The sequence below is a fragment of the Actinosynnema sp. NPDC049800 genome (assembly GCF_040656635.1).
GTDB lineage: Bacteria > Actinomycetota > Actinomycetes > Mycobacteriales > Pseudonocardiaceae > Actinosynnema.
The window spans coordinates 1-20,161 of sequence record NZ_JBFAMT010000015.1; the positions used below are offsets into that span (position 1 = coordinate 1).

At 71.8% G+C, this 20,161-nt stretch carries 19 protein-coding genes; 8 read left to right on the forward strand and 11 right to left on the reverse strand.

Features of this window, described 5'->3' with window-relative positions; all coding sequences use genetic code 11:
- Positions 1–282: 282 nt before the first annotated feature.
- Genes AB0I91_RS19355 through AB0I91_RS19380 form a run of 6 tightly spaced genes read right to left on the reverse strand, consistent with a single transcriptional unit; the run spans position 283 to position 6,231 of the window.
- Positions 283–1,122: a shikimate dehydrogenase gene (locus AB0I91_RS19355; protein WP_498777194.1), complete on the reverse strand. Its 840-nt coding sequence runs from the start codon at positions 1,120–1,122 to the stop codon at positions 283–285.
- Positions 1,123–1,124: 2 nt separating this feature from the next.
- Complete coding sequence (gene mltG, locus AB0I91_RS19360; RefSeq protein ID WP_499637965.1) at positions 1,125–2,345, reverse strand: endolytic transglycosylase MltG; 1,221 nt, start codon at positions 2,343–2,345, stop codon at positions 1,125–1,127.
- On the reverse strand, positions 2,342–2,854 hold the full coding sequence (gene ruvX, locus AB0I91_RS19365) for a Holliday junction resolvase RuvX (RefSeq protein ID WP_498777190.1): 513 nt from the start codon (positions 2,852–2,854) through the stop codon (positions 2,342–2,344). Before ruvX ends, mltG begins: the two co-directional genes overlap by 4 nt.
- Positions 2,841–5,513 (reverse strand): alanine--tRNA ligase, encoded by a 2,673-nt coding sequence (gene alaS / locus AB0I91_RS19370; protein ID WP_499637968.1) that lies wholly within the window; start codon positions 5,511–5,513, stop codon positions 2,841–2,843. The genes ruvX and alaS overlap by 14 nt, the downstream gene beginning before the upstream one ends.
- A 56-nt stretch (positions 5,514–5,569) precedes the next feature.
- Positions 5,570–5,839: a hypothetical protein gene (locus AB0I91_RS19375; protein WP_498777186.1), complete on the reverse strand. Its 270-nt coding sequence runs from the start codon at positions 5,837–5,839 to the stop codon at positions 5,570–5,572.
- Positions 5,836–6,231, reverse strand: a complete 396-nt coding sequence (locus AB0I91_RS19380; RefSeq protein WP_053721663.1) for a DUF948 domain-containing protein — start codon at positions 6,229–6,231, stop codon at positions 5,836–5,838. Before AB0I91_RS19380 ends, AB0I91_RS19375 begins: the two co-directional genes overlap by 4 nt.
- 269 nt (positions 6,232–6,500) lie before the next feature.
- On the opposite strand from AB0I91_RS19380, the gene AB0I91_RS19385 reads away from it, so the two are divergent.
- The 8 genes from AB0I91_RS19385 (at position 6,501) to AB0I91_RS19420 (ending at position 16,555) form a co-directional block, all read left to right on the forward strand.
- Positions 6,501–7,883 carry a pyridoxal phosphate-dependent decarboxylase family protein gene (locus AB0I91_RS19385; protein ID WP_499637980.1) on the forward strand — a complete coding sequence of 461 codons (1,383 nt, stop codon included), beginning with the start codon at positions 6,501–6,503 and terminating at the stop codon, positions 7,881–7,883.
- Complete coding sequence (locus AB0I91_RS19390; RefSeq protein ID WP_499637983.1) at positions 7,880–9,583, forward strand: IucA/IucC family protein; 1,704 nt, start codon at positions 7,880–7,882, stop codon at positions 9,581–9,583. The genes AB0I91_RS19385 and AB0I91_RS19390 overlap by 4 nt, the downstream gene beginning before the upstream one ends.
- Positions 9,580–10,158 carry a GNAT family N-acetyltransferase gene (locus AB0I91_RS19395; protein ID WP_498777179.1) on the forward strand — a complete coding sequence of 193 codons (579 nt, stop codon included), beginning with the start codon at positions 9,580–9,582 and terminating at the stop codon, positions 10,156–10,158. The genes AB0I91_RS19390 and AB0I91_RS19395 overlap by 4 nt, the downstream gene beginning before the upstream one ends.
- Positions 10,155–11,438 (forward strand): lysine N(6)-hydroxylase/L-ornithine N(5)-oxygenase family protein, encoded by a 1,284-nt coding sequence (locus AB0I91_RS19400; protein WP_499637986.1) that lies wholly within the window; start codon positions 10,155–10,157, stop codon positions 11,436–11,438. Before AB0I91_RS19395 ends, AB0I91_RS19400 begins: the two co-directional genes overlap by 4 nt.
- Entirely contained in the window at positions 11,431–13,191 is a 1,761-nt protein-coding gene (locus AB0I91_RS19405; protein ID WP_499637989.1) for an IucA/IucC family protein, read from the forward strand. Before AB0I91_RS19400 ends, AB0I91_RS19405 begins: the two co-directional genes overlap by 8 nt.
- Before the next feature lie 114 nt (positions 13,192–13,305).
- Positions 13,306–13,710, forward strand: coding sequence for a hypothetical protein (locus AB0I91_RS19410; protein ID WP_499611170.1), 405 nt, complete (start codon positions 13,306–13,308; stop codon positions 13,708–13,710).
- Positions 13,711–13,820: 110 nt separating this feature from the next.
- The gene (locus AB0I91_RS19415) at positions 13,821–15,830 is read left to right on the forward strand and encodes a hypothetical protein (RefSeq protein ID WP_499637992.1); all 2,010 of its coding nucleotides are present in this window, start codon (positions 13,821–13,823) and stop codon (positions 15,828–15,830) included.
- A gap of 449 nt (positions 15,831–16,279) precedes the next feature.
- Positions 16,280–16,555, forward strand: a complete 276-nt coding sequence (locus AB0I91_RS19420) for a hypothetical protein (RefSeq protein ID WP_499611164.1) — start codon at positions 16,280–16,282, stop codon at positions 16,553–16,555.
- Here AB0I91_RS19420 and AB0I91_RS19425 read toward each other — a convergent pair.
- The 5 genes from AB0I91_RS19425 to AB0I91_RS19445 are packed head-to-tail and all read right to left on the reverse strand — an operon-like array spanning position 16,552 to position 20,156.
- Positions 16,552–17,277: an SAM-dependent methyltransferase gene (locus tag AB0I91_RS19425; protein WP_499637994.1), complete on the reverse strand. Its 726-nt coding sequence runs from the start codon at positions 17,275–17,277 to the stop codon at positions 16,552–16,554. The genes AB0I91_RS19420 and AB0I91_RS19425 overlap by 4 nt on opposite strands.
- A complete protein-coding gene (locus AB0I91_RS19430; protein WP_499637997.1) occupies positions 17,274–18,218 on the reverse strand; it encodes a DUF6346 domain-containing protein in 945 nt (314 codons plus the stop codon). Before AB0I91_RS19430 ends, AB0I91_RS19425 begins: the two co-directional genes overlap by 4 nt.
- Positions 18,215–19,336, reverse strand: a complete 1,122-nt coding sequence (locus tag AB0I91_RS19435; RefSeq protein ID WP_499638000.1) for a hypothetical protein — start codon at positions 19,334–19,336, stop codon at positions 18,215–18,217. Before AB0I91_RS19435 ends, AB0I91_RS19430 begins: the two co-directional genes overlap by 4 nt.
- Entirely contained in the window at positions 19,333–19,635 is a 303-nt protein-coding gene (locus tag AB0I91_RS19440; RefSeq protein WP_499638003.1) for a hypothetical protein, read from the reverse strand. Before AB0I91_RS19440 ends, AB0I91_RS19435 begins: the two co-directional genes overlap by 4 nt.
- Positions 19,632–20,156 (reverse strand): YbaB/EbfC family nucleoid-associated protein, encoded by a 525-nt coding sequence (locus AB0I91_RS19445; RefSeq protein ID WP_499638006.1) that lies wholly within the window; start codon positions 20,154–20,156, stop codon positions 19,632–19,634. Before AB0I91_RS19445 ends, AB0I91_RS19440 begins: the two co-directional genes overlap by 4 nt.
- Between the last annotated feature and the right edge of the window lie 5 nt (positions 20,157–20,161).

Consider the following 20,161-nt stretch of genomic DNA (forward strand, 5'->3'; position numbering starts at 1 on the left):
TCGAGAGCCATCCAACGGCAGAGGACTGATTGCCACACCCCACCAACCCGGGCGTCCGGAACATCGTGTCCCGGACGATCAAGAGCTTATGGAGGGCTGATCCCCTCGGCACGACCGGCTGGGCCCTGCTCGCACCCTCGCGTGAGCAGGGCCCGGCGGCGTTCCGAGCGTGGAACCCAGGGGTCCTGAAGGTCAGACACGCCGGACCTAAGCGTTGGACACGCGGGTCCTGAAGGTTCGTCACGCGGGCGGTTCGGGCCGCTTGGAGGAGGGACGCGTCGGCTAGATCGGCAGCGGGAGGAGGTTGTCGGTGGCGGCGCGGAGGGCGGCGCGCATCGCCTCGCGCGGGGCGGGGTGGCCGGTGAACTGCTCCGACTGGCCGAAGGCCTGGTGCAGGAGCATGTCGAGGCCGGTGGCGAGGGTGCGGCCCCGCTTCTCCACGGCGTGGGCCAGCGGGGTGGGCCAGGGGTGGTAGATGACGTCCAGGACGCACGGCGCCTCGGCCAGCGCCCCCGCGATCGGCTCGGTGGCCTCCGGCGGCACGGTGCTGATCAGGACGTCCGAGGCCGACGCCAGGGCGGCGAAGTCGGCGGCGTCCCAGGTCACGACGTCCAGGGCCAGGCCGAGGCGGGACGCGCACGACTCCGCCTCCGCCGCCCGGCTCGCCGAACGGACCACCAGCGTGACCGCGCGGACGCCGACGGAGGCCAGCGCCACCAGGGCCGCGGTGGCCGTGCCGCCCGCACCCAGCAGCACCGCGCGCGAGCCGGACGTGAAGCCGCACGAGGCGCGCAGCGCGCCGAGGACGCCGTCCACGTCGGTGTTGTCCGCACGCCACCCGCCGTCGACCGGCACCAGGGTGTTCGCGGCGCCGACCTGGGTGGCCCGGGGCGTCGCGGACGTGGCCACGGCCAGCGCGGCACGCTTGTCCGGCATGGTCACCGACAAGCCCACCCACGCCGAGTCCAGGCCCGTGACCAGGGACGACACCTCCTCGGCCACGCACTCGACGCGCGTGTACTCCCAGTCGGCCAGACCCAGTGCCGCGAACGCGGCGTTGTGCAGCACCGGTGACAACGAGTGGGCCACCGGCGAGCCGATGACCGCCGCACGGCGGACCACGGTCAGAAGACGCCTTCCCTCTGGGCCTTCTTCGACGCGGCGTCGTGCTCGTCGAACGTGACGTTGAAGCACGAAGTGCCGTCCTTCTGGCACTTCACGAAGTACATCCACGGCCCGTCTTCGGGGGTGATCGCGGCGGTGATCGCCTCACGGCCCGGCGAGCCGATCGGCGTCGGCGGCAACCCGTGCACCTTGTAGGTGTTGTACGGACCGGCCTTCTCGCGGTCCGCGTCGCTGGTGGTGATGTGCGGCCGGTCCAGCTTGTAGTTGACCGTGGAGTCCAGCTCCAGCTTCTGCGGCAGCGCGAGCCGGCTGTAGACGACCCGCGAGATCTTGCCGAAGTCCTTGGTCACGCCTTCCTTCTCGATCAGGGAGGCGATGACCAGCACCTCGTACGGGCGGAAACCCGTCTTGCCCGAGCCGCTGGGGATGCCGTAGCCCTGAAGCCGGCCCAGGGACGTGCCGATCACGCCCTTGAGCAGCTCGGCCGCGCTCGCGCCCGGCTTGACGTGGTACAGGCCCGGCGCGACGAGGCCTTCGAGCCGGTTCTCCTTCGGCGCGGCGGTGACGTCGGGCAGCGCCCACTCGGGGATGCCGAGGGCGGCCGGGTCGGCGTTCTCCGCCGCGTCGCGCAGCTGGTCGACCGGCACGCACTGCTTGACGCCGTCCAGCTCCACGCACGAGGCGTCGGAGAGCCTGGAGAGGATGCCCTTGGTGACGCTGCCGTCCTGCGCGGTGAGGTCGTGCATCACGTTGCCGCCCCTGACCTCCAGCGGCACGATCTTGGACGCCTCGTCCACCATCCGCGCCACCGCGGCCTCGCCGGACATCTTGGTCTTCATCAGGTAGAACCCGGGCTGGATCGCGGTGACCCGCGAGTCGTCCGCGCCCGCCTCGGTGAACGCGCGCGCGCTGGCCACCACGCCCTGCTCCTTGAGCGTGGTGGCGATGGTGGTGACGAGGTCGCCGTCCTTGACCTCGACCACCACGTCCGCCTCGCCCGCGCCCGCGAAGTCGTCGTACGAGCCGATCCCGCTCAACGTGCGGTACCCGTAGTACGCGCCGACACCCCCGCCGGTCAGCACCAGCGCCACGACGACCCACAGGATCGTCCGCTTGCGCCTGCGCTTGGCGCGGCGGGCCGCGGCGTCGCTCCTGCCGCGTGCGGCCCGCTCGTCGTGGCGGGTCTCTGGATCGGTGAACAACCCGAGGTCGTCGTTCACGAGCCGTCCTTAGCTCCGGGGGCCCGCTCCGCATCGGATCGAGCCACTTGTCGCGCCCGTGCGTCCAGCCAGGACTGCAGGATCTCGACCGCGGCAGCCTGGTCGACGACGGCGCGTTGCTTCTTGCCTCGCACCCCGCGTTCGGCGAGCACCCGGCTCGCCGTGACGGTGGTCAGCCGCTCATCGGTGAGCCGCACCGGAACCGGTGCGACGCGCTCGGCCAACGCCGCAGCGTACGCCGCCGCGGCCTCCGCCGCCGGCCCGTGCCTGCCGGCCAGCGTGCGCGGCAGGCCGACCACGACCTCCACCACCTCGTGCTCGGTGACCAGGCCGGCCAGGTCACGCAGGTCCTGGCCGGCCTTCACGTCACGCGACAGGGTGACCAGCGGCGTCGCGAGGAAGGCGCTCGGGTCGCTCAACGCCACCCCGACGCGCACCGCGCCGACGTCGACGCCCAGCCTCCGACCGGGGCCGGGATCGTCGACGCCGGGGCGGTCAGCGCTGCTCAACGGCGCGGTCCACCTCGGTGCGCAGGGCGGTGATGGCGTCGCCGACACCGCCCGGGTTCGTGCCGCCGCCCTGGGCGAGGTCCGGCTTGCCGCCGCCTCGTCCGCCCACGGCCGGGGCGAAGGCCGGCACCAGCTTGCCGGCGGCCAGCCCCAGGTCACGGGCGGCGGACGTGGTGGCGACCACGAAGCTGACCTTGTCGCCGTCCGGGGCGAACAGGCCGACCACGCCCGGCTTGTCGCCGAGCCGGTTGCGCACCTCGCCGGCGATGGTCCGCACGTCGGCGCCCGACGTGCCCTCCGGCAGCTGAAGGGCCACCAGGGACACCCCGCGCACGTCCAGGGCCTGCTCGGCCAGGGACCCGGCGTTGGCCACGAGCTGGGCGGCCTTGACCTTCTCCAGCTCCTTCTCGGCCACCCGCAGCCGCTCCACCAGGGCCTCGACCCGGGCGGGCACCTCGGCGTCGGGCACCTTCAGCATGGCGGCGACGTTCTGCACCAGAGCCCGCTCCTGGGCCAGGTACTTGAAGGCCTCGATGCCGACGTAGGCCTCCAGGCGGCGCACGCCGGAGCCGACGGACGACTCGCCGATCACCGTGATGGGCCCGATCTGGGACGAGTGCTCCACGTGCGTGCCACCGCACAGCTCGCGCGACCACGGCCCGCCGATCTCGACCACGCGCACGGTCTCGTCGTAGGTCTCGCCGAACAGGGCCACGGCGCCCATCTCCTGGGCGCCACCCATGTCGGTGTAGACGACCTTCACCGGGAGGTCCTTGCGGACGGCCAGGTTGGAGACCTCTTCGATCTCGCTGCGGGCCTCCTCGGACAGGCCGCCGGTCCAGGCGAAGTCCAGCCGCAGGTAGCCCGGCTTGTTGTACGAGCCGCTCTGCAGGGCCGACGGGCCGAGCACCTGCCGCAGGGCGGCGTGCACGACGTGCGTGCCCGAGTGGCCCTGGCGGGCGCCCACGCGCCACTCCGGGTCCACCCTGGCCTCGACGTGCTCGCCCTCGGCGACCTCGCCGCTGACCACGCGCACCTGGTGCACCCACAGCTTGCGGGCGACCTTCTGGACGTCCACGACCTCCAGCTCGGCGTTGGCCGTGACGATCGTGCCGGCGTCGCTCTCCTGGCCGCCGGACTCGGCGTAGAGCGGCGTGCGGTCGAGCACGACCTCGACGATGTCGCCTTCCTTGGCGGAGCGGACGCGCTTGCCGCCGCTGACGATGCCGCGCAGGGTGGCCTCGCTGGCCAGCTCGGTGTAGCCGGTGAACTCGGTGGCGCCGAGCTCGAGCAGCTCCCGGTACACGGTCTGGTCGCCGTGGCCGGTCTTCTTGCCGGCGGCGTCGGCCTTGGCGCGGGCGCGCTGCTCGGCCATCAGCTTGCGGAACCCGTCCTCGTCCACGGTCAGGCCGGCCTCGGCGGCCATCTCCAGGGTGAGGTCGAGCGGGAAGCCGTAGGTGTCGTGCAGCTGGAAGGCCTTGTCACCGGGCAGCGTGGCGCGGCCGTCGGACTTGACCTCGGCGGCGGCGTTCTCGAAGATCCGCGACCCGGCGTCCAGCGTGCGAAGGAACGTGTCCTCCTCGGCCTTGAGCACCTGCTCGATCCGGGCGAAGCCCGACACCAGCTCGGGGTAGGACGGGCCCATGGCGTCGCGCACGACGGCGGCGAACTGGGTCAGCACCGGCTCGGTGACGCCCAGCAGGCGGGCGGAGCGGACGATGCGGCGCAGCAGGCGGCGCAGCACGTAGCCGCGGGCCTCGTTGCCGGGCGTGACGCCGTCGCCGACCAGCAGCACGCCGCTGCGGGCGTGGTCGGCGATGACGCGGAACCGCACGTCGTCGGTCTCGTCGGCGCCGTACTTGCGACCGGAGAGCTGCTCGGCCTTGGTGATGACGGTGCGGACGAGGTCGGTCTCGTAGACGTTCTCGACGTCCTGGAGCAGCATGGCGACGCGCTCGACGCCCATGCCGGTGTCGATGTTCTTGTCCGGCAGCTCGCCCAGGATCGGGTAGTCCTTCTTGGCGCCGCCCTCGCCGCGGACGTTCTGCATGAAGACCAGGTTCCAGATCTCCAGGTACCGGTCCTCGTCGACGACCGGGCCGCCCTCCTCGCCGAAGGCGGGGCCGCGGTCGTAGTAGATCTCCGAGCACGGGCCGCACGGGCCGGGCACGCCCATCGACCAGTAGTTGTCCTCGATGTCGCGGCGCTGGATGCGCTCGGGCGGCAGCCCGGCGACCTTCTGCCACAGGTCGGCGGCCTCGTCGTCGTCCAGGTAGACCGTCACCCAGATGCGCTCGGGGTCCAGGCCGTAGCCGCCGTCGGACTGGGGCTTGGTGACCAGGTCCCAGGCCAGCCGGATGGCGTCTTCCTTGAAGTAGTCGCCGAAGGAGAAGTTGCCGGCCATCTGGAAGAACGTGTTGTGCCGGGTGGTCTTGCCGACCTCGTCGATGTCCGGCGTGCGCACGCACTTCTGGATGCTCGTCATCCGCGGGGCGGGCGGCGGGGCCTCGCCGAGGAAGTACGGCTTGAACGGCACCATGCCGGCGTTGACGAACAGCAGGTTCGGGTCGTCGAGCAGGAGCGAGGCGCTGGGCACGTACTTGTGGCCGGCGTTCTCGAAGTGCTCGCGGAAGCGCTTGATGATCTCGTGGGTCTGCACGGGTGAAGTCCTTCGGAAGTGTGGAAAGTCAGGGCGCGGCGAGGCGAACGAACGACCTACTTGGCGTCGTTCGCCCCACGCGCTCGCCGACCCGGCGTGAAGCCCGTCTGACGTTCCACGCTGTCTTGCAACTCCTGTTCGCGCTCGGACATTCCGGCGCGCACCTCGGCGCCGAACGAGCCGAGGGCGCCCGCCAGCTCGCGCAGGCCCTGGCCGACGTTCTCGCCGATGCCCGCGGGCGTGGCGGCGTGCGCGGCCTGACCCGCCTTGCGGGCGGCGAAGACGCCGGCGGCGATGCCGAGCCCGAACCAGAACAGCCGCCTCATCGCCTGCCCCTGCGTCGAGTGTGCTTGCTGGGAGCCTCCTTGGCCGCGCGGCGGGCGCGGATGGCCTTGCTCACGCCGTAGGACAGCGCGGCGGCCTTGACCAGCGGCCCGCCCAGCGTGGCGGTGAACAGCGAGGTGAGCGCGGAGACGTTGCCGGTGACCGCGCGGGCGTTGGCGGTGATCCCGTCCACCCGCTCCAACTGCGTGTTCACGTGCGTGATCGTCGTGTTCGCGCCGGTGAAGATCGGGTCGCTGTTCTGGTGCGCCTTGCGGATGGCGATCGTGGCCTCGTCCAGCGTCCGGCCGAGCTTGATCAACGGGATCGCCAGCAGGAGCACAAGCAGCACGAACGCGCCGGCGGCGACCAGCGCGGCGATCTGCCCTGGCGACACGGATCCTCCTGGTGGATTGCACGGCTCAAGGTGGTGGCCAAGGTTACCGCGACCGCGTCGGGGCCTCTGAACGAGATCAGGGCACGGCTGTGCCACGTGGTGGGACGCGGTCGCCAAGACCCCCCATTTGGCGTCGATTCGATCGTGGTCGCGGCGGCTAGCGTGGTGGCGCGAGTGATCGTCACACCACGGATGGTCACCGCGGGGCTTGACACACACCACCCGAGTAGATGAGGTAAGCCTAACCTTAGTCGATCGTCGGAGGTGCCGTGTTCGCCGTCAGTCCCTCCGGACGACCGATCCCGCCGGGCCGGCCCGCCGACGTGCTGGCCAGGGCCCGCCGGGTGCTCGGCGAGGTGCCCGAGCACGGCATCGGCGCGGACGCCGCGCTGGCCCGCGTCACGACCGTGCTCACCGAAGGCGGCATCGACCTGACCAGCCCGTTCGCCGCCGCCCACCTCCAACCGCCGCCGCTGGCCGTCGCCGTCACGGCGGACGCGCTGGCCGGCGCGGGCAACGCCTCCCTGGACACCTACGACTCCGGCCCCGCCGCCCTCGCCGTGGAGCGCTGGGTCGTGGCGGCACTCGCCCGGCTGGCCGGGTTCGACGCCGACGCGGACGGCGTGTTCACCCCCGGCGGCACGCTGTCGAACCTGACCGCGCTGCTGCTGGCCCGGGACGCGGCGGCGGCCCGGCTCGGCCTGGACGTGCGGGCCGACGGGGTGGCCGGGCTGCCCGACCCGGTGGTGTTCTGCTCGGAGCTCGCGCACTTCTCGGTGGCGCGGGCGTGCGCGGCGCTGGGCCTCGGCGAGGACGCGGTGCGCACGGTGCCGGTGGACTCGCGCCGGCGGATGCGGCCGGACGCGCTGGCGGCGGCGCTGCGCGCGGGCGGCACGCCGGTGGCCGTCGTGGCGACCGCGGGCACCACGGACTTCGGCTCGGTGGACCCGTTGCCGGAGCTGGCGGCGATCGCCCGCGAGCACGGCGCGTGGCTGCACGTGGACGCCGCCTACGGCTTCGGCGCGCTGTTCTCGGCGAAGCTGGCCGGGCTGGTGGACGGGCTGGCGCTCGCCGACTCGGTGACCGCGGACCTGCACAAGATCGGCTGGCAGCCCGCCGCGGCGAGCGTGCTGCTGGTGCGCTCGGCGTCGTTGTTCGGGCCGTTGGAGCGCTCGGTGGCCTACCTGAACCCGGAGGACGACCGGGTCGAGGGCTTCGACGGCGCGCTGGGCCGGTCGTTGCAGACCACGCGCCGGCCGGACGCGGTGAAGGTGGCCGCGACGCTGCTCGCGCTGGGCCGCGCGGGGCTGGGCGCGCTGGTGGACCGGTGCCACGAGCTGGCCGGGCACGCCGCCGCGCTGATCGCCGCCGACCCGTCGTTCGAGCTGGTCGGCGGCGCGACGTTGACCACGGTGGTGTTCCGGTACCGGCCGGCCGACGAGGCGCTGGCCGACGAGGTGAACGCACGGCTGCGGCGGGCGTTGCTGCGGGCCGGCGCGGCGCTGATCGGCCGCACCGAGGTGGACAAGGTGACGTGCCTGAAGTTGACCCTGCTCAACCCGAACGCCCGGGAGGCGGACCTGGTCGCCCTGCTGACCCTGGTCCGCGAAGCCGGTTCCGCCGCCGAACGACTCCTGGAAGGAGCGGCATGACACCCGATCCGCTGGAGGGCGACCCCAGGTCGACCGCGGAGCACGCGCACTTGGAGGCGTTATTGCGCTGTTGGGTGCGGGAGCGGAACGTGCCGGTGACCGACCGGGTGCGGATCGACGTGCTCGGCCTGCCGTTGGAGGCGGACGTGCGGTACGCGTCGCCGACCGGGCGGCACCGGTTCGGGCCGGTGATGTTGGCGGGCAGGCCGGCCGACCCGGTGGTGGCCGTGGCGCTGGTGAGCGCCGAGCTCGCCGCCGGCGGAGCCGGAAGTCGGACCACCGCCGACGGAGCCACCGGCGCGGCCGGCCGCCACACCGCCGACCTGGTGGAGCGCACGGCCGAGTCGGTGCGCCGGGTCGCGGAGTTCGTCGCGCACCGGCGTCGCGAGCCGGTCGGGCCGGCGGACCGGTTCCTGGACAGCGAGCAGCGGTTGATGCTCGGGCACCTGCACCACCCCGCGCCCAAGAGCCGCGACGGCCTGTCCGACGCCGACAACGCCCGGTACGCGCCGGAGCTGCGCGGGTCGTTCCCGCTGTTCTGGTTCTCGGCGGCGCGGGAGGTCGTGTCGCACGGCTCCGTGGCGGGCCCGGACGCGGTGACGCTGATGTCGACGCTGGCCGGGCGCAACCCCGGGCCCGGCCGGGTGCTGGTGCCCGCGCACCCGTGGCAGGCGCACGACCTGCTGGGCAGGCCGCGGATCGCGTCGTTGGTCTCGCGCGGGCTGCTGGAGCCGCTGGGCGAGTTCGGGCCCGCGTGGTCGCCGACCTCCAGCCTGCGCACGGTGTACCGGACCGGCGCGCCGGTGATGCTGAAGCTGTCGCTCGGCCTGCGGATCACGAACTCGCGGCGCGAGTCCACCTCCACCGAGCTGCGCCGCGGCTCGGAGGTGCACCTGCTGCTGGAGTCCGGCTACGCGGCCGGCACGGAGAAGGCGCACCCGGAGTTCAGCGTGGTGCGCGACCCGTCGTGGCTCGCGGTGGACGAGGGCGGCGAGGTCACCGGGCTGGACGTGGCCGTGCGCGACGTGCCGCACGACCTGGGCGACTCGCGGTGCCTGGCCGGCATGGTCGCGCCGCGGCCGGGCATCGGGCGTTCCCTGCTGGGCGAGCTCGTGCTGCGGCTGAACGCGGCCGAGTGGGTCGCCGACTACACCGACCGCGTGCTGGTGCCGATGCTGCGGCTGTACGCGGAGACCGGCATCGGGCTGGAGGCGCACCAGCAGAACACGCTGGTGCGGCTGGACCCGGCGGGCCGGGTGGTCGGCGGGCGGTACCGCGACAACCAGGGCTACTACCTGGCGTCCTCGCACCTGCCGCGGGTGCTGGAGCGGCTGGGCGTCGAGGAGTCGACGCTGGCCGTGGTGGACGACGCGGTCGTGGACGACCGGCTCACCTACTACCTGCTGCGCAACCAGGCGTTGGCGGTGATCGGCTGCATCGGGGTGGAGGGGCTGGCCGACGAACGCGACCTGCTCGGCGTGATGGCGGCACGGCTGGAGGCGGCGCTGCCCGCGCTGGCCGAGGCGGGCCCGGACGGCGACCGGCTGGCCCGGCGGTGGCTGGAGGCGGACGCGCTGCCGTGCAAGGCGAACCTGCTGACCAGGCTGGAGGGCATCGACGAGGTGCTCGCGCCGCTGGACGCGCAGTCGGTGTACTTCGACGCGCCCAACCCGTTGCGGGAGGGCAGGTGCGCCCGGTGACCCACCTCGACGCCTACCGGCAGACCGACGACCTGTCGGCCGTGCCCGGTCCCCCGCTGCCGGTGCTCGCGGGTGGCTGGCGGGCCCGCGCGGTCGACCCGGACACCCGCGACCTCGACCTGGTGCACCGCTGGATGCAGGCGCCGCACGTGGTGGCGTTCTGGCACCAGGCGTGGCCGCGCGAGCGGTGGGAGGAGGAGCTGCGGCGGCAGCTGTCCGGGCGGCACTCGTTGCCGGTGCTGGTGAGCCGGGGCGAGGACCCGGTGATCTACCTGGAGGTGTACCGGGCGGCGCGGGACGTGGTCGCGCAGGTGTACCAGGCCCGGCCGCACGACCTCGGGCTGCACCTCGCCGTGGGCGAGCTGGCGATGACCGACCAGGGGCTGGTGCGCAAGCTGCTGCCGGAGGTGACCGCGGCCCTGTTCGACGCCGACCCGCGGTGCACCAGGGTGCTGCTGGAGCCGGACGTGCGCAACCGGCGGGCGATCGCGTCGTTCACCGCGGGCGGGTTCGCGCCGGTGGGCGAGGTGCTGCTGCCGGACAAGGTGGCACTGTTGATGGTGCGCACGCGATGAAGGCCGACGTGGTGGCGATCGGGTGCGGCCCGTTCAACCTGGGGCTGGCCGCCCTTGCGTCCACTGTGGACGAGCTGGACGTGGTGGTGCTGGAAGCGCGGCCGGAGCTGCGCTGGCACAGCGGGGTGATGTTCGGCGACGCGGTGCTGCAGGTGAGCTTCCTGGCCGACCTGGTGACGTTGGTCGACCCGACGCACCCCCTGTCGTTCCTGGCCTACCTGCGTGACGCGGACCGGCTGTACCCGTTCTACGTGCGGGAGAGGTTCCACCCGACCCGGCGCGAGTACGAGGACTACCTGAGGTGGGCGGCGTCCCGGCTGCCGGTGCGGTTCTCGCACGCCGTGACGTCCGTGCGGTGGGAGGACGGCCGGTTCGCGGTGTCGGGGCCGGGGTTCTCGGTGGACGCGCGGCACCTGGTGCTCGGGGTGGGCACCACGCCGTCGGTGCCGCCCGCGTTGGCCGGGCTCGGCGATCGGCTGGTGCACAGCTCGGACTACCTGCACCGGCCGCCGTCCGCCGAGCGGGTGACCGTGGTGGGGTCCGGGCAGTCGGGCGCGGAGATCGTGCTCGACCTGTTGCGGCGCAACCTGGACGGCGGGCCGGCGGTGACGTGGCTGACCCGCACGCCGGTGTTCGCGCCGCTGGACTACACCAAGCTGGTGCTGGAGATGACCACGCCGTCCTACGTGCGGCACTTCCACTCGTTGCCGCAGGACCGGCGGGACGCGTTGCGCGCCGAGCACTGGCGGCACTACCGGGCGATCTCGGCGGAGACGCTGGAGGAGCTGCACGACCTGCTGTACAGGCGGGAGTGGGAGCACGGGCTCGCGCCGGTCGAGCTGCGGCCGGGCGTGACGGTGGTGTCGTCCTCGGTGGCCGGTTCCGAGGTGGTGCTGGAGTGCGCGCACCGGGACACCGAGCGCACGTTCCGGCACCGCACCGACCTCGTCGTGGCCGCCACCGGGTACGCGCAGGCCCCGACGCCGTTCCTGGAGCCCTTGGAGCCGTTCGTGCGGCGGGACGCGCACGGCCGGTACGTCGTGGCGCTGGACCACTCGATCGCGCTGGACCCGCCCGTCACCGGCCGGGTGTTCGTGGCGAACGCCGACCTGCACAGCCACGGCGTGGCCGCGCCCGACCTCGGCATCGGGGCGGTGCGCAACGCGACCATCGTCAACGCGGTGACCGGCCGCGAGGTCTACCCGCTGCCCAAGCACACCGCCTACACCAGCTTCAGCGCCCCGAGCGACGCGGGGCAACCGGGAGACGACGTTGACTGATCTGTGGCACGAGTGCTCGGCGGCGTTGCTGGCGAAGGCGATCGGCGAGCTGTGCTTCGAAGGGCTGCTGTCGCCGACCGCGGCCGGCGACCCGGACGGCTACGAGCTGCGGTTCGACGACGCGGTCTACGCGTTCTCGGCGACGCGGTCGGCGTTCGGCGGGTGGGTGGTGCGGCCGGGGTCGGTGCGCCGCGCGGCGTCCGGGATCCTCGGCGACGACGTGGTCGAGCCGTGCGACGACGTGCAGCTGTTCGTGGTGGACGCGTTCCGGCACCTGGGGGTCGACCCGGCGACGACCGCCGGTTTCCTCGCCGAGGTGACCGCGACCCTGGCCGCTGACGTGGCGCTGGCGTCGACCGCGTGGCCCGTGGCGGAGCTGCTGCCGCTGCCGCAGGCGGAGCTGGACGGGCACCTGACCGGGCACCCGTGGCTGATCGCGAACAAGGGGCGGGTCGGGTTCTCGGCGGAGGACCTGGCGCGGCACAGCCCGGAGGCGCGCACGCCCGTGCGGCTGCCGTGGCTGGCCGTGCACCGGGGGCTGGCGGAGTTCCGCGGCACGTCGTCGCTGTCGGAGGAGGCGGTGCGGGCGCGGGAGCTCGACCCGATGACGGTGGAGCGGTTCACCGAGTCGTTGCAGGAGGCGGGGGTCGACCCGGCGGCCTACGTGTGGTTGCCCGTGCACCCGTGGCAGCTCGACCACGTCGTGCGGACGCTGTGGGCGCCGGAGCTGGCCACCGGCCGGATCGTGGAGCTCGGCGAGTCGCCGGACTGGTACCTGCCGACCCAGGCGATCCGCACCATGTCCAACGTGGACTCGCCGGCGCGGTACCAGGTCAAGCTGCCGCTGCGGGTGCTGAACACGTCGGTGTACCGGGGCATCCCGCCGCACTGCACGCTCGCCGCGCCGGTCGTCACGCAGTGGCTGTCGGGGCTGTGGGCGGCCGACAAGCTCCTCGGCGAGTGGGGCACGGAGCTGTTGGGCGAGGTCGCTTCGGTGACCGTGCGGCACCCGCGGCTGTCGAACGCGGGCGCCGTGCCGTACCAGTGGCTGGAGACGATGGGGTGCATCTGGCGGGCGCCGGTGGCGTTGCGGCCCGGTGAGCGGTCGTGGTCGTTGGCGGCACTGCTGCACGTGGACCGCGCCGGTCGGCCGCTGGTGCTGGAGTACGTCGGCGGCACCGACCCGGCGGTGTGGTTCGCCGCGCTGCTCCGCGCCCTGCTCCGGCCGCTGCTGCACGTGCTCTACACCTACGGCGTCACGTTCAACCCGCACGGCGAGAACGTCGTGGTGATCACGGACGGCGACCACGTGCCGGTGCGGGTCGCGCTGCTCGACCTGGTGGACGACGTGAACGTGTCCGTCGACCGGGTGCCGGCGCGTGGCCTGGAACCGGACGCGCACGACCCCGTGCTGCCGCGCAAGCCGTGGCCGGTGCTGCGCCAGTACATCGTGGACGCCCTGCTGGTCGGCGTCTTCCGCCCGCTGTCCGCCCTGTTCCCCCTGCCCGAGGACCGCTTCTGGGGCCTGGTCCGCGGCGAGGTCGACGCCTACCGCGACCGCTTCCCCACCCTGGCCGGCCGGATGGACGACGGCTCCCTGACCACCCCGGAGTTCCTCCGCTACCCCCTCAACGGCTACCGGATCACCCTGGGCTACCAGGACCTGACCGCGCGTCCCCCGGTCCCGCGGACGGGCACCCTGCCGAACCCGCTGCACGCCGCCGTGCCGATCCCGCCGGCGGACGGCTGGTGAACCGCTGAGCACAATTTCGCCGACCAGTGTCCGCAATAATCGTATTCACCGCCGAATTGCGCCGCAGTGGTGACCAAGCGTGAGTTGTCCGGCGACCTGTGCTCTACTGTGCGCGTGGACATCACCGCGAATCCCGCCGCAACCGGTGAACAAGTGGCAACCGCCCTCGCCGAAGCCGTTCGGACCGGCGGGTGGCGCTCGTTGCGCGATCCGATGTCGATGTGGCTGTCCGCAGCGTCGCCGGAACTGCTGCCGGTGTTCGAGCAGCCCGCACTCATGGTCGAAGAGGCCGAGCCTGAGGACAAACAAGCATTGGCCCGAACTGCCGCGCGTCGATGGGCACCGGTGCTGACCAGGCGCTTCGCCTCAGACCCGAAGGCCGCGGCCGAACTCGTGGCGCTCCTCGGCCTGAACGGAGAAGCCCGACCCAAAGGCCATCAGGTGAGCCAGGTCGGATTCGCCTTCGACAACAGCAGGATTTACCAATCCGGCGGCGACCTGCACGTCGGCAGGAAATAGATCGAGAACTCTACGGAAGATTCGTGAGCACCACACCCGAAACACGAGCGCACACCGACGGCCCGCTCGCGCCAATCCCGAGCACGCCTGATCCGACCACAATCACTCAGATGACGGTCAACCTCGGCCGCGACCAGTACGTCGCAGGACGTGACGTGGTCAAGAACCACAACTACGGCCGATCACAGCTGGAGACCGTCGTGATCTCCAGGCTGGAACTCACCGAGGTCCCGGACCTGGCGTTCACCCCACCCGGTGAACAGTTCGGCGGCGCGTTCCGCCTGCTGGACGAACGCGGTGTCGTGGTCCTGGTGGGGGTGGCGGGCACCGGAAAGCGCACCGCGGCGCTGCACCTGCTCCACCGCTTGGAACTGGAACGCGCCAAGGCGGGCAGAACGTGCACCCCGACGGTGGTCCAGGTGGACTGGGAGCACCCGGCGGCAGACCGGATTCCGATCCAGGACGACCAAGGTTACCTGCTGGACCTCTCGCAGGAAGACGAGGAGGAGCTGTCCATCGCGTTCGGCGCTTCGCTGCTCCAGCGCGTCGAGTCGCTGCACGCCCGGAACTCGCACGTGGTCGTCACCGTGACACCACGCCAGTGGGCCTCGTGCCGGCGGATGGCCGCCTGGCACGACGTGAGCGTCGACCTCACCGCTCCGGACGCGATCGAGGTGGCCCACAAGCACCTGACCCATTCCCACAACCGCCCGGATCTCCTCGGACTGCTGGAGGAAGAGCGGCGGCTACGGCACATCCAACCGCGGAGCGAACCCCGGTACGCCGCCGCGTTCGCCAAGCTCCTGGTCCAGCACGACGGTCGGGACGACAAGGGGCGGACTGAACGCACCGAAGCCGTCGAACAACTGCGCAGTTGGCCTGGAGAACTCGGCAACGTGTTCTCCAAGCAGACCACGCACTGGGGAAGGGCGATGCTGTGGGCCGTCGCGGTAGGCGATGGCGAGCCCAAGGCGGTGGTGATCCACATCGCCCACATGCTGCTGAGGCGACTCGGCGTCGTGATGACGCCCGCGGACCTGCTCGTCGCCCCGGATCTGTCATCGCAGTTGGACGGCATCGGGGCGACGACCGAAGAACACAGTGTCAGCATCTCCGCCACCCGACCGAATTTCGATCACGCCGTGCTGATGCGCGTCTGGGTCGAGTACCCGGACCTCCAGGAGGTTTTCCTGGAGTGGTTGGGCGAGGTGTCCGAACTGCCCGCCGTCTCACGCGCGTGCCGCGACCGGATCGCCGGCCACCTGCTGGCCATGGCGCGGGTCGGCGATGGCGCGGGCGGGCCGGTCGACAAGGGCAAGGTGCTGACGGTCGTGGAGTCCTGGGCCACGTCACCAGGCAGGCATCCGCTGCTCACCGGGTTCATCCGCGAGGCAGCCGGAGACCGCTTGATCGGCCCGGGTGCGAGGGCTCGACTGCTGGCCTGGGCGAAGAAGGACGACTCACCCCTGCACCCTGTGGTGGCAGAGGTGTGCTCGGGACCGTTCGTGACCGAGTTCACCGAGCGCGCGCTGGTCCGCCTCAAGCACCTCTTCTCCTCGCCGAACCCGAACAGCGTGGCAATGGCAGGGCAGGCCCTGCGGAAGATCGTGACCGACTATCCCCACCTCCGCGCGGACTTGCTCGACGCCATCAGCACGTGGGTTCGGAAGCCCGGCGGCGACCGCACCGCAGGAGCCGGTGTCACCGCGTTCGTGGAACTGGTCACCGTGACGGCGGAGACGCAGCACCTGATCGACGAGCTATGCCGGGATGCGGCGGGGGAACGCGCCGACCTCCGCAGCCTGCTCGTGGTCAGCTGGCAGCGCGCCCTGCTCGACACCAACCGCGAAGAGGGCGCACGAGCGTTCCGGTCTTGGTTGACGGCGGTGACCGAGGACCGGATCGACCGGCAGGCGGCCTTGTCGTTGTTGCACGAGGCGGCGCACAAGGTCCTCGGCGAAGGTGGTCCGGTCAACGCGCTGAGCAGGATCAGCATGGGCATCCCGGATGAGGCGCACCCGCTGTTCGAGGAGATCCTCGACCGGGCGTGGACCTACGCCAAGGGCCGGGTTTCCTCACCGTCCCAGGACGGGGATACGCCGACGCACGCCGACGCATGAAATGGGGGGACCTGCGCGACCGGAGACGACGGTCGCAAGGCGAGCGGATCGTGAGTTGGACCTGCGCCCTTCCGACAGCGGTGTCGGGTGTGCACCTGAAAGCGCGGCTCAAAGTCGCCTGGTCACAACCGCCTCTCGACAACGTGACGGAGCACGTGCCTGGTGTCCCGCCCTCCCTGCGACCGGAGGTTCCCCCAGCGGTCACGGTGCGGGTCGGTGTGTGGCGGATATCGGCGTCGATCACGCGTCGGTGCGTTCCCACTGACATCGGGCACATCGCCGACTTGATCCGACAACGGTTGATGCCCACCCAACAACCCGATCCCGGCCGAGGTTTCCGGTACCGGCTGCTCGACGTGCGCTTGGGCATGAAAGCGACACACCAGTCGCTCCTCCAGCACTACCTGGAGGCACGACGCGCTGCGGAAGCGGATGGCACGCTCCCTCCGATGACCGACAACCCGGGTGTCGAAGGGAGCGGCAGCGCCTGGGACTCACCGGACAACGGCATCGACACGCACGACCAACTGCTGACCGAGGCGCTGGCCCTGCTTCGCGGGTTGAACCTCGAAGAACGGCGGGTCGCCCTCCACCACGTGCCCGTGTTCTTGAGGTTGGCCGGCTTGGGGGCGCAGAACGGTCCGGGCCCCGTCGAGCGGACGGCTGGTGAAGGTTCGGCCGCCTCGTCCGGTATCCCCGGCCGGGCGAGGCGGCCGGGGTACTAGAGGCGGGCCAGGGTCAGGTAGGCCAGGCCGAACTGGCCCCGGTAGCCCTTGAGCCAGCCGTCGCGGTGGTCGTCGACGATCGCGCGGACCTCGGCCGCCTGCGGGTCGTCCGGGTTCTCCAGCAGCCAGCGCTCCCGCGCGGCGCACCAGCGGGACTCGAAGCTGTCCCACTCGTCCAGGCTGGCCGTGGTGACCGACAGCAGCCGGTAACCGCAGGCCATCGCCAGGTCGACCAGCTCGGCCAGGGTGCCGAACTCGTCCTCGCCGAAGATCTCCAGCGCCTTCAGGCCGGGCGCGCTCTCCCAGAAGCCGTCGCCCAGCAGCAACCGGCCGCCGGGGCGGAGGCGGTCGCGCATGGCCTCCAGGGTCTGCTTGGTGCCGCCCCACGCGTGCGACGCGCCGATCGAGATCGCCACGTCCGCGGGCTCCGCCTCCCACGTGGTGACGTCCGCCAGCTCCAGCCGGACGCGGGGGGCCAGCCCGCGGGCGTCGACGTTCGCCCGGCCGCGGGTGATGGCGTAGTCGTCGCTGTCCACGCCGAACCCGCGGGCGGTCGGCTCCTGCTCCACCGCCCTGAGCAGCAGTTCCGCCCAGCCGCAGCCGTAGTCCACCACCGTCGCTCCGGACAGCGGCTGCAAGGTGGTGATCAGGTCGTACGCCTTCGCGTCCGACAGCGGGGTGTTGAAGTCGAGCAGGGCGTGGCCGTTGAGCGGGGCGTTCATCCGGCCATGATCGCCCCTCCGCCTTCGCGGGCGTAACTGATTTTGCCGCGCCCGACCCCGCGCAGCGCGGCGTCGATGCTCTCGACCTGCTCGTCACCGAACCGGCCGATCCGCACCACCTCTCCCACCTGCGGGTGAATCTCCAGCACGCCACGCTTCGACAACCCCACGTGCCGGATCTCGTGCCACGCGAGGGTCCTGTCCTTGCCGAACTTCAGCCCGTGCGGCGTGACGGTGACCGAAGGCGCGAAGATCCCCCGGCGCAACGCGTTGCCGACGATCAGCAGGATCAGGCCATACGACACCAACGCCATGGTGGTCTGGGAGCTGTGGCCCTGGAATGCCCATTCGGTGCTCCTGACGGCCACCACGATCGCGATGAGCAGCACCGTGGCCCGGAACCTCCAGCCCACCCACTGCTTGCGCTTGCCCCAGACGAGGACCTCACCGCTGTCGTCGTCGGGTGTCGGCTTGACGTTGCGCAGCGCTTTCCACGACAGGAAACCGGTCAGCACCAGCCACAGCAGGCCGAACGGCACGACGAGCCAGCCCCAGTTCCGCATCGGCTGGTCGGCGCCCCGCACCCACTCGCCCGGCCCCCTCCTGGGATTCGTCAGCTTGATCGGCACCGGGCGGCCGAGGTCGGCAAGGGTCAGGAAGTTCACCGGCTTGACGGTGTCGGGCGAGGTCGAGCCGGGGTCGGAGTGGTCGTAGTAGTGGAACTCCGCCAAGCACCGGTACCAGAACCCGAACCCGTGGGTGCTGACCGGCCCGTGCCGCTTGCACTCCGTGGCCACCGCGTAGTTGCCACCCACCCGGTGGTCGGGACCGTACTGGCCGGCGAACTGGTAGGCGAACGTCGCGCAGAGCAGGAAGCCCAGCACCGGCATGACGATCAACGTGAAGAAGACCGGCAGTGCCTCCTTGAGGGCCTCCTTCACCGGCCACGCTCCTCTTCCCGCTTCGCGGCCGCACGGCGCTGCGCTTCATCCCGCCTGGCGTCCACCGCCTTCTCCGCGTCGCCCTCCTTCTCCTCCTTCGCCAAGTCCTTCCAGGTGAACCACTCCAGGCCGTTGTCCGCGATCTTGGTCGCTTCCTTGACGACCTCGAAGCCGAGCTTGCGCGGGAAGTCCCGGGGCAGCCCGGTCAGCCCGTCCACGACGGCCCGCTTCGCCCCGTCGAACGCGTCGCGCGCGATCGTCCCGACCGGGATGCCGGTCGTGCCCCGGTTGACGAAGTCGTCGATGCGCTTCAGGTCCGCCGCCTGGCTCGCCTTGAGGGTGTCGACGAAGGCGTCGCCACGACGCGCCAGCGCTTGCTGCGCCTTCTCCAGGAGGCGCGCCAACCAGTTGAACAGGCCGCCGGCCTTGTTGAGCACCCGCGTGAGCTTCTGACACATCTCGATCGCCTTGGTGGCCCACTTGACCGCCACCGGCACGCACTCGGCGATCGCTCCCGCGACACCGGCCCCGAAGGCCGCCACGGCGGGCACCCACCGCAGGCAGATGCTGATCAGCTTGCCGATCGCCTCGCTGATCAGGTCGCGCACGATGTCGCGCACCACCTTGAGCACGACCTTGCACGTCGTGACCAGCAGCGACATGCCCCGGGCCGACTCGCCGACCGCCGCGTAGACCGCCGCGCGATCGGCTCCGAACTCGCGGTAGCGGTCGGAGTCCTCGCCCTGCCACCCGGCGGAGTCGTTCTTCACCGCGTCACCGAGCTGCGTCGCGGTCTCGGCGAGGTGGTCGGCGACGGACGCCCAGGTCAGCGCCATGCCGTCGAGCGTCTGCTGGTCGCCGACCAGCCAGTCCAGCGGCTCGCGCAGGAAGTCCACGTGCTCGATCAGCCAGCCGAACCCGGCGCTGAGCAGGCCGGCCATCGGGTCCACGAGGAACTGGGCCACGCCGCCCAGCGCTCCGGCGGCGTTGGCCAGGCCCTCGGCCCAATGGTCGTCCTTGATCTTCGCGTACGCCTCGGCGGCGTCGTGGAACAGTCCCGCGCCTTCGGTGGCCGCGGTCTCGTCGCCCTTGCGGACGAGTGGGTTCGGCGCGTTCATCGGCGGTACGTCCTGTCGAAGATCTCGGACTGGGTCTGGTCGTTGGCGCGCACGTGCTCGCGCCAGCCGTCGAACCGGGTCACGTGGTCCGCAGCGGCGTCGACGGCTTGGCGCAGGGTCGTCATGGCGCTGTCCTGAGCCGTCGCGCAGATGGCCGCGAGAGGGGTGCCGAGCAGGCCGAACGCCTCCGGGTGCGAGGTGGTCTTGCCCGCGTCCGCGGCGATCCCGACCCGTTCGGCCACGTCGCGCAGCTTGGCGGCGTGGGACGCCATCTCGGCGAGGTCGATGTCGTAGGTCATCGCAGGAACCCGCCCTGGCTGAAGTCGTCGTCGTCCGGCCGCTGGTGCCGCGGGCGCGGTTGGCGCGGCGGCGAAGGCGCGGGTGGCGGTGGCGGAGGTGGCGGTGGAGCGTCGTCCTCGACCGGGCCGAACCGCAGTTCCGCGCCGTAGCCGCCGGCCGGGGGTGGAGGTGGTGGCTGGGCGCTGCGCAGCCGGTCCACCATGAAGCCCATCGCCTGCGAGTCGCCCCCGAGCAGCGGGGTCATCGCCTCCTGCACGGTCGTCGCCACGCGGCTCTGCGCGGCCTGCACGACGCGCAGCACCTCCCGCGCGACGGCTTGGCCGTCCTTGCGCCGCAACGCCTCGCCGAGGTGCAGGTCGACCAGGTTGCCCGCGTCGTTGACGGTCACCGTGATCTGACCGTCGTCGCTCCGCTCGGTCACGCGCAGGCCGGCCATGGTCTCCCGGATGGCCTCGCCCTTGCGCCGCGCCTCGGCGAGCTTGCCCTCGTACTGCCTGAGTAAGTGCTCTGGATCGGTCATGTCGC

Excerpts from the sequence above, each read along its gene's own strand:
- AB0I91_RS19375 (WP_498777186.1), bottom strand. The coding sequence starts at position 5,839 with ATGAGGCGGCTGTTCTGGTTCGGGCTCGGCATCGCCGCCGGCGTCTTC.
- AB0I91_RS19390 (WP_499637983.1), top strand. The coding sequence starts at position 7,880 with ATGACACCCGATCCGCTGGAGGGCGACCCCAGGTCGACCGCGGAGCAC.
- AB0I91_RS19400 (WP_499637986.1), top strand. The coding sequence starts at position 10,155 with ATGAAGGCCGACGTGGTGGCGATCGGGTGCGGCCCGTTCAACCTGGGG.
- AB0I91_RS19415 (WP_499637992.1), top strand. The coding sequence starts at position 13,821 with ATGACGGTCAACCTCGGCCGCGACCAGTACGTCGCAGGACGTGACGTG.
- AB0I91_RS19420 (WP_499611164.1), top strand. The coding sequence starts at position 16,280 with ATGACCGACAACCCGGGTGTCGAAGGGAGCGGCAGCGCCTGGGACTCA.
- AB0I91_RS19425 (WP_499637994.1), bottom strand. The coding sequence starts at position 17,277 with ATGAACGCCCCGCTCAACGGCCACGCCCTGCTCGACTTCAACACCCCG.
- AB0I91_RS19435 (WP_499638000.1), bottom strand. The coding sequence starts at position 19,336 with ATGAACGCGCCGAACCCACTCGTCCGCAAGGGCGACGAGACCGCGGCC.
- AB0I91_RS19440 (WP_499638003.1), bottom strand. The coding sequence starts at position 19,635 with ATGACCTACGACATCGACCTCGCCGAGATGGCGTCCCACGCCGCCAAG.
- AB0I91_RS19445 (WP_499638006.1), bottom strand. The coding sequence starts at position 20,156 with ATGACCGATCCAGAGCACTTACTCAGGCAGTACGAGGGCAAGCTCGCC.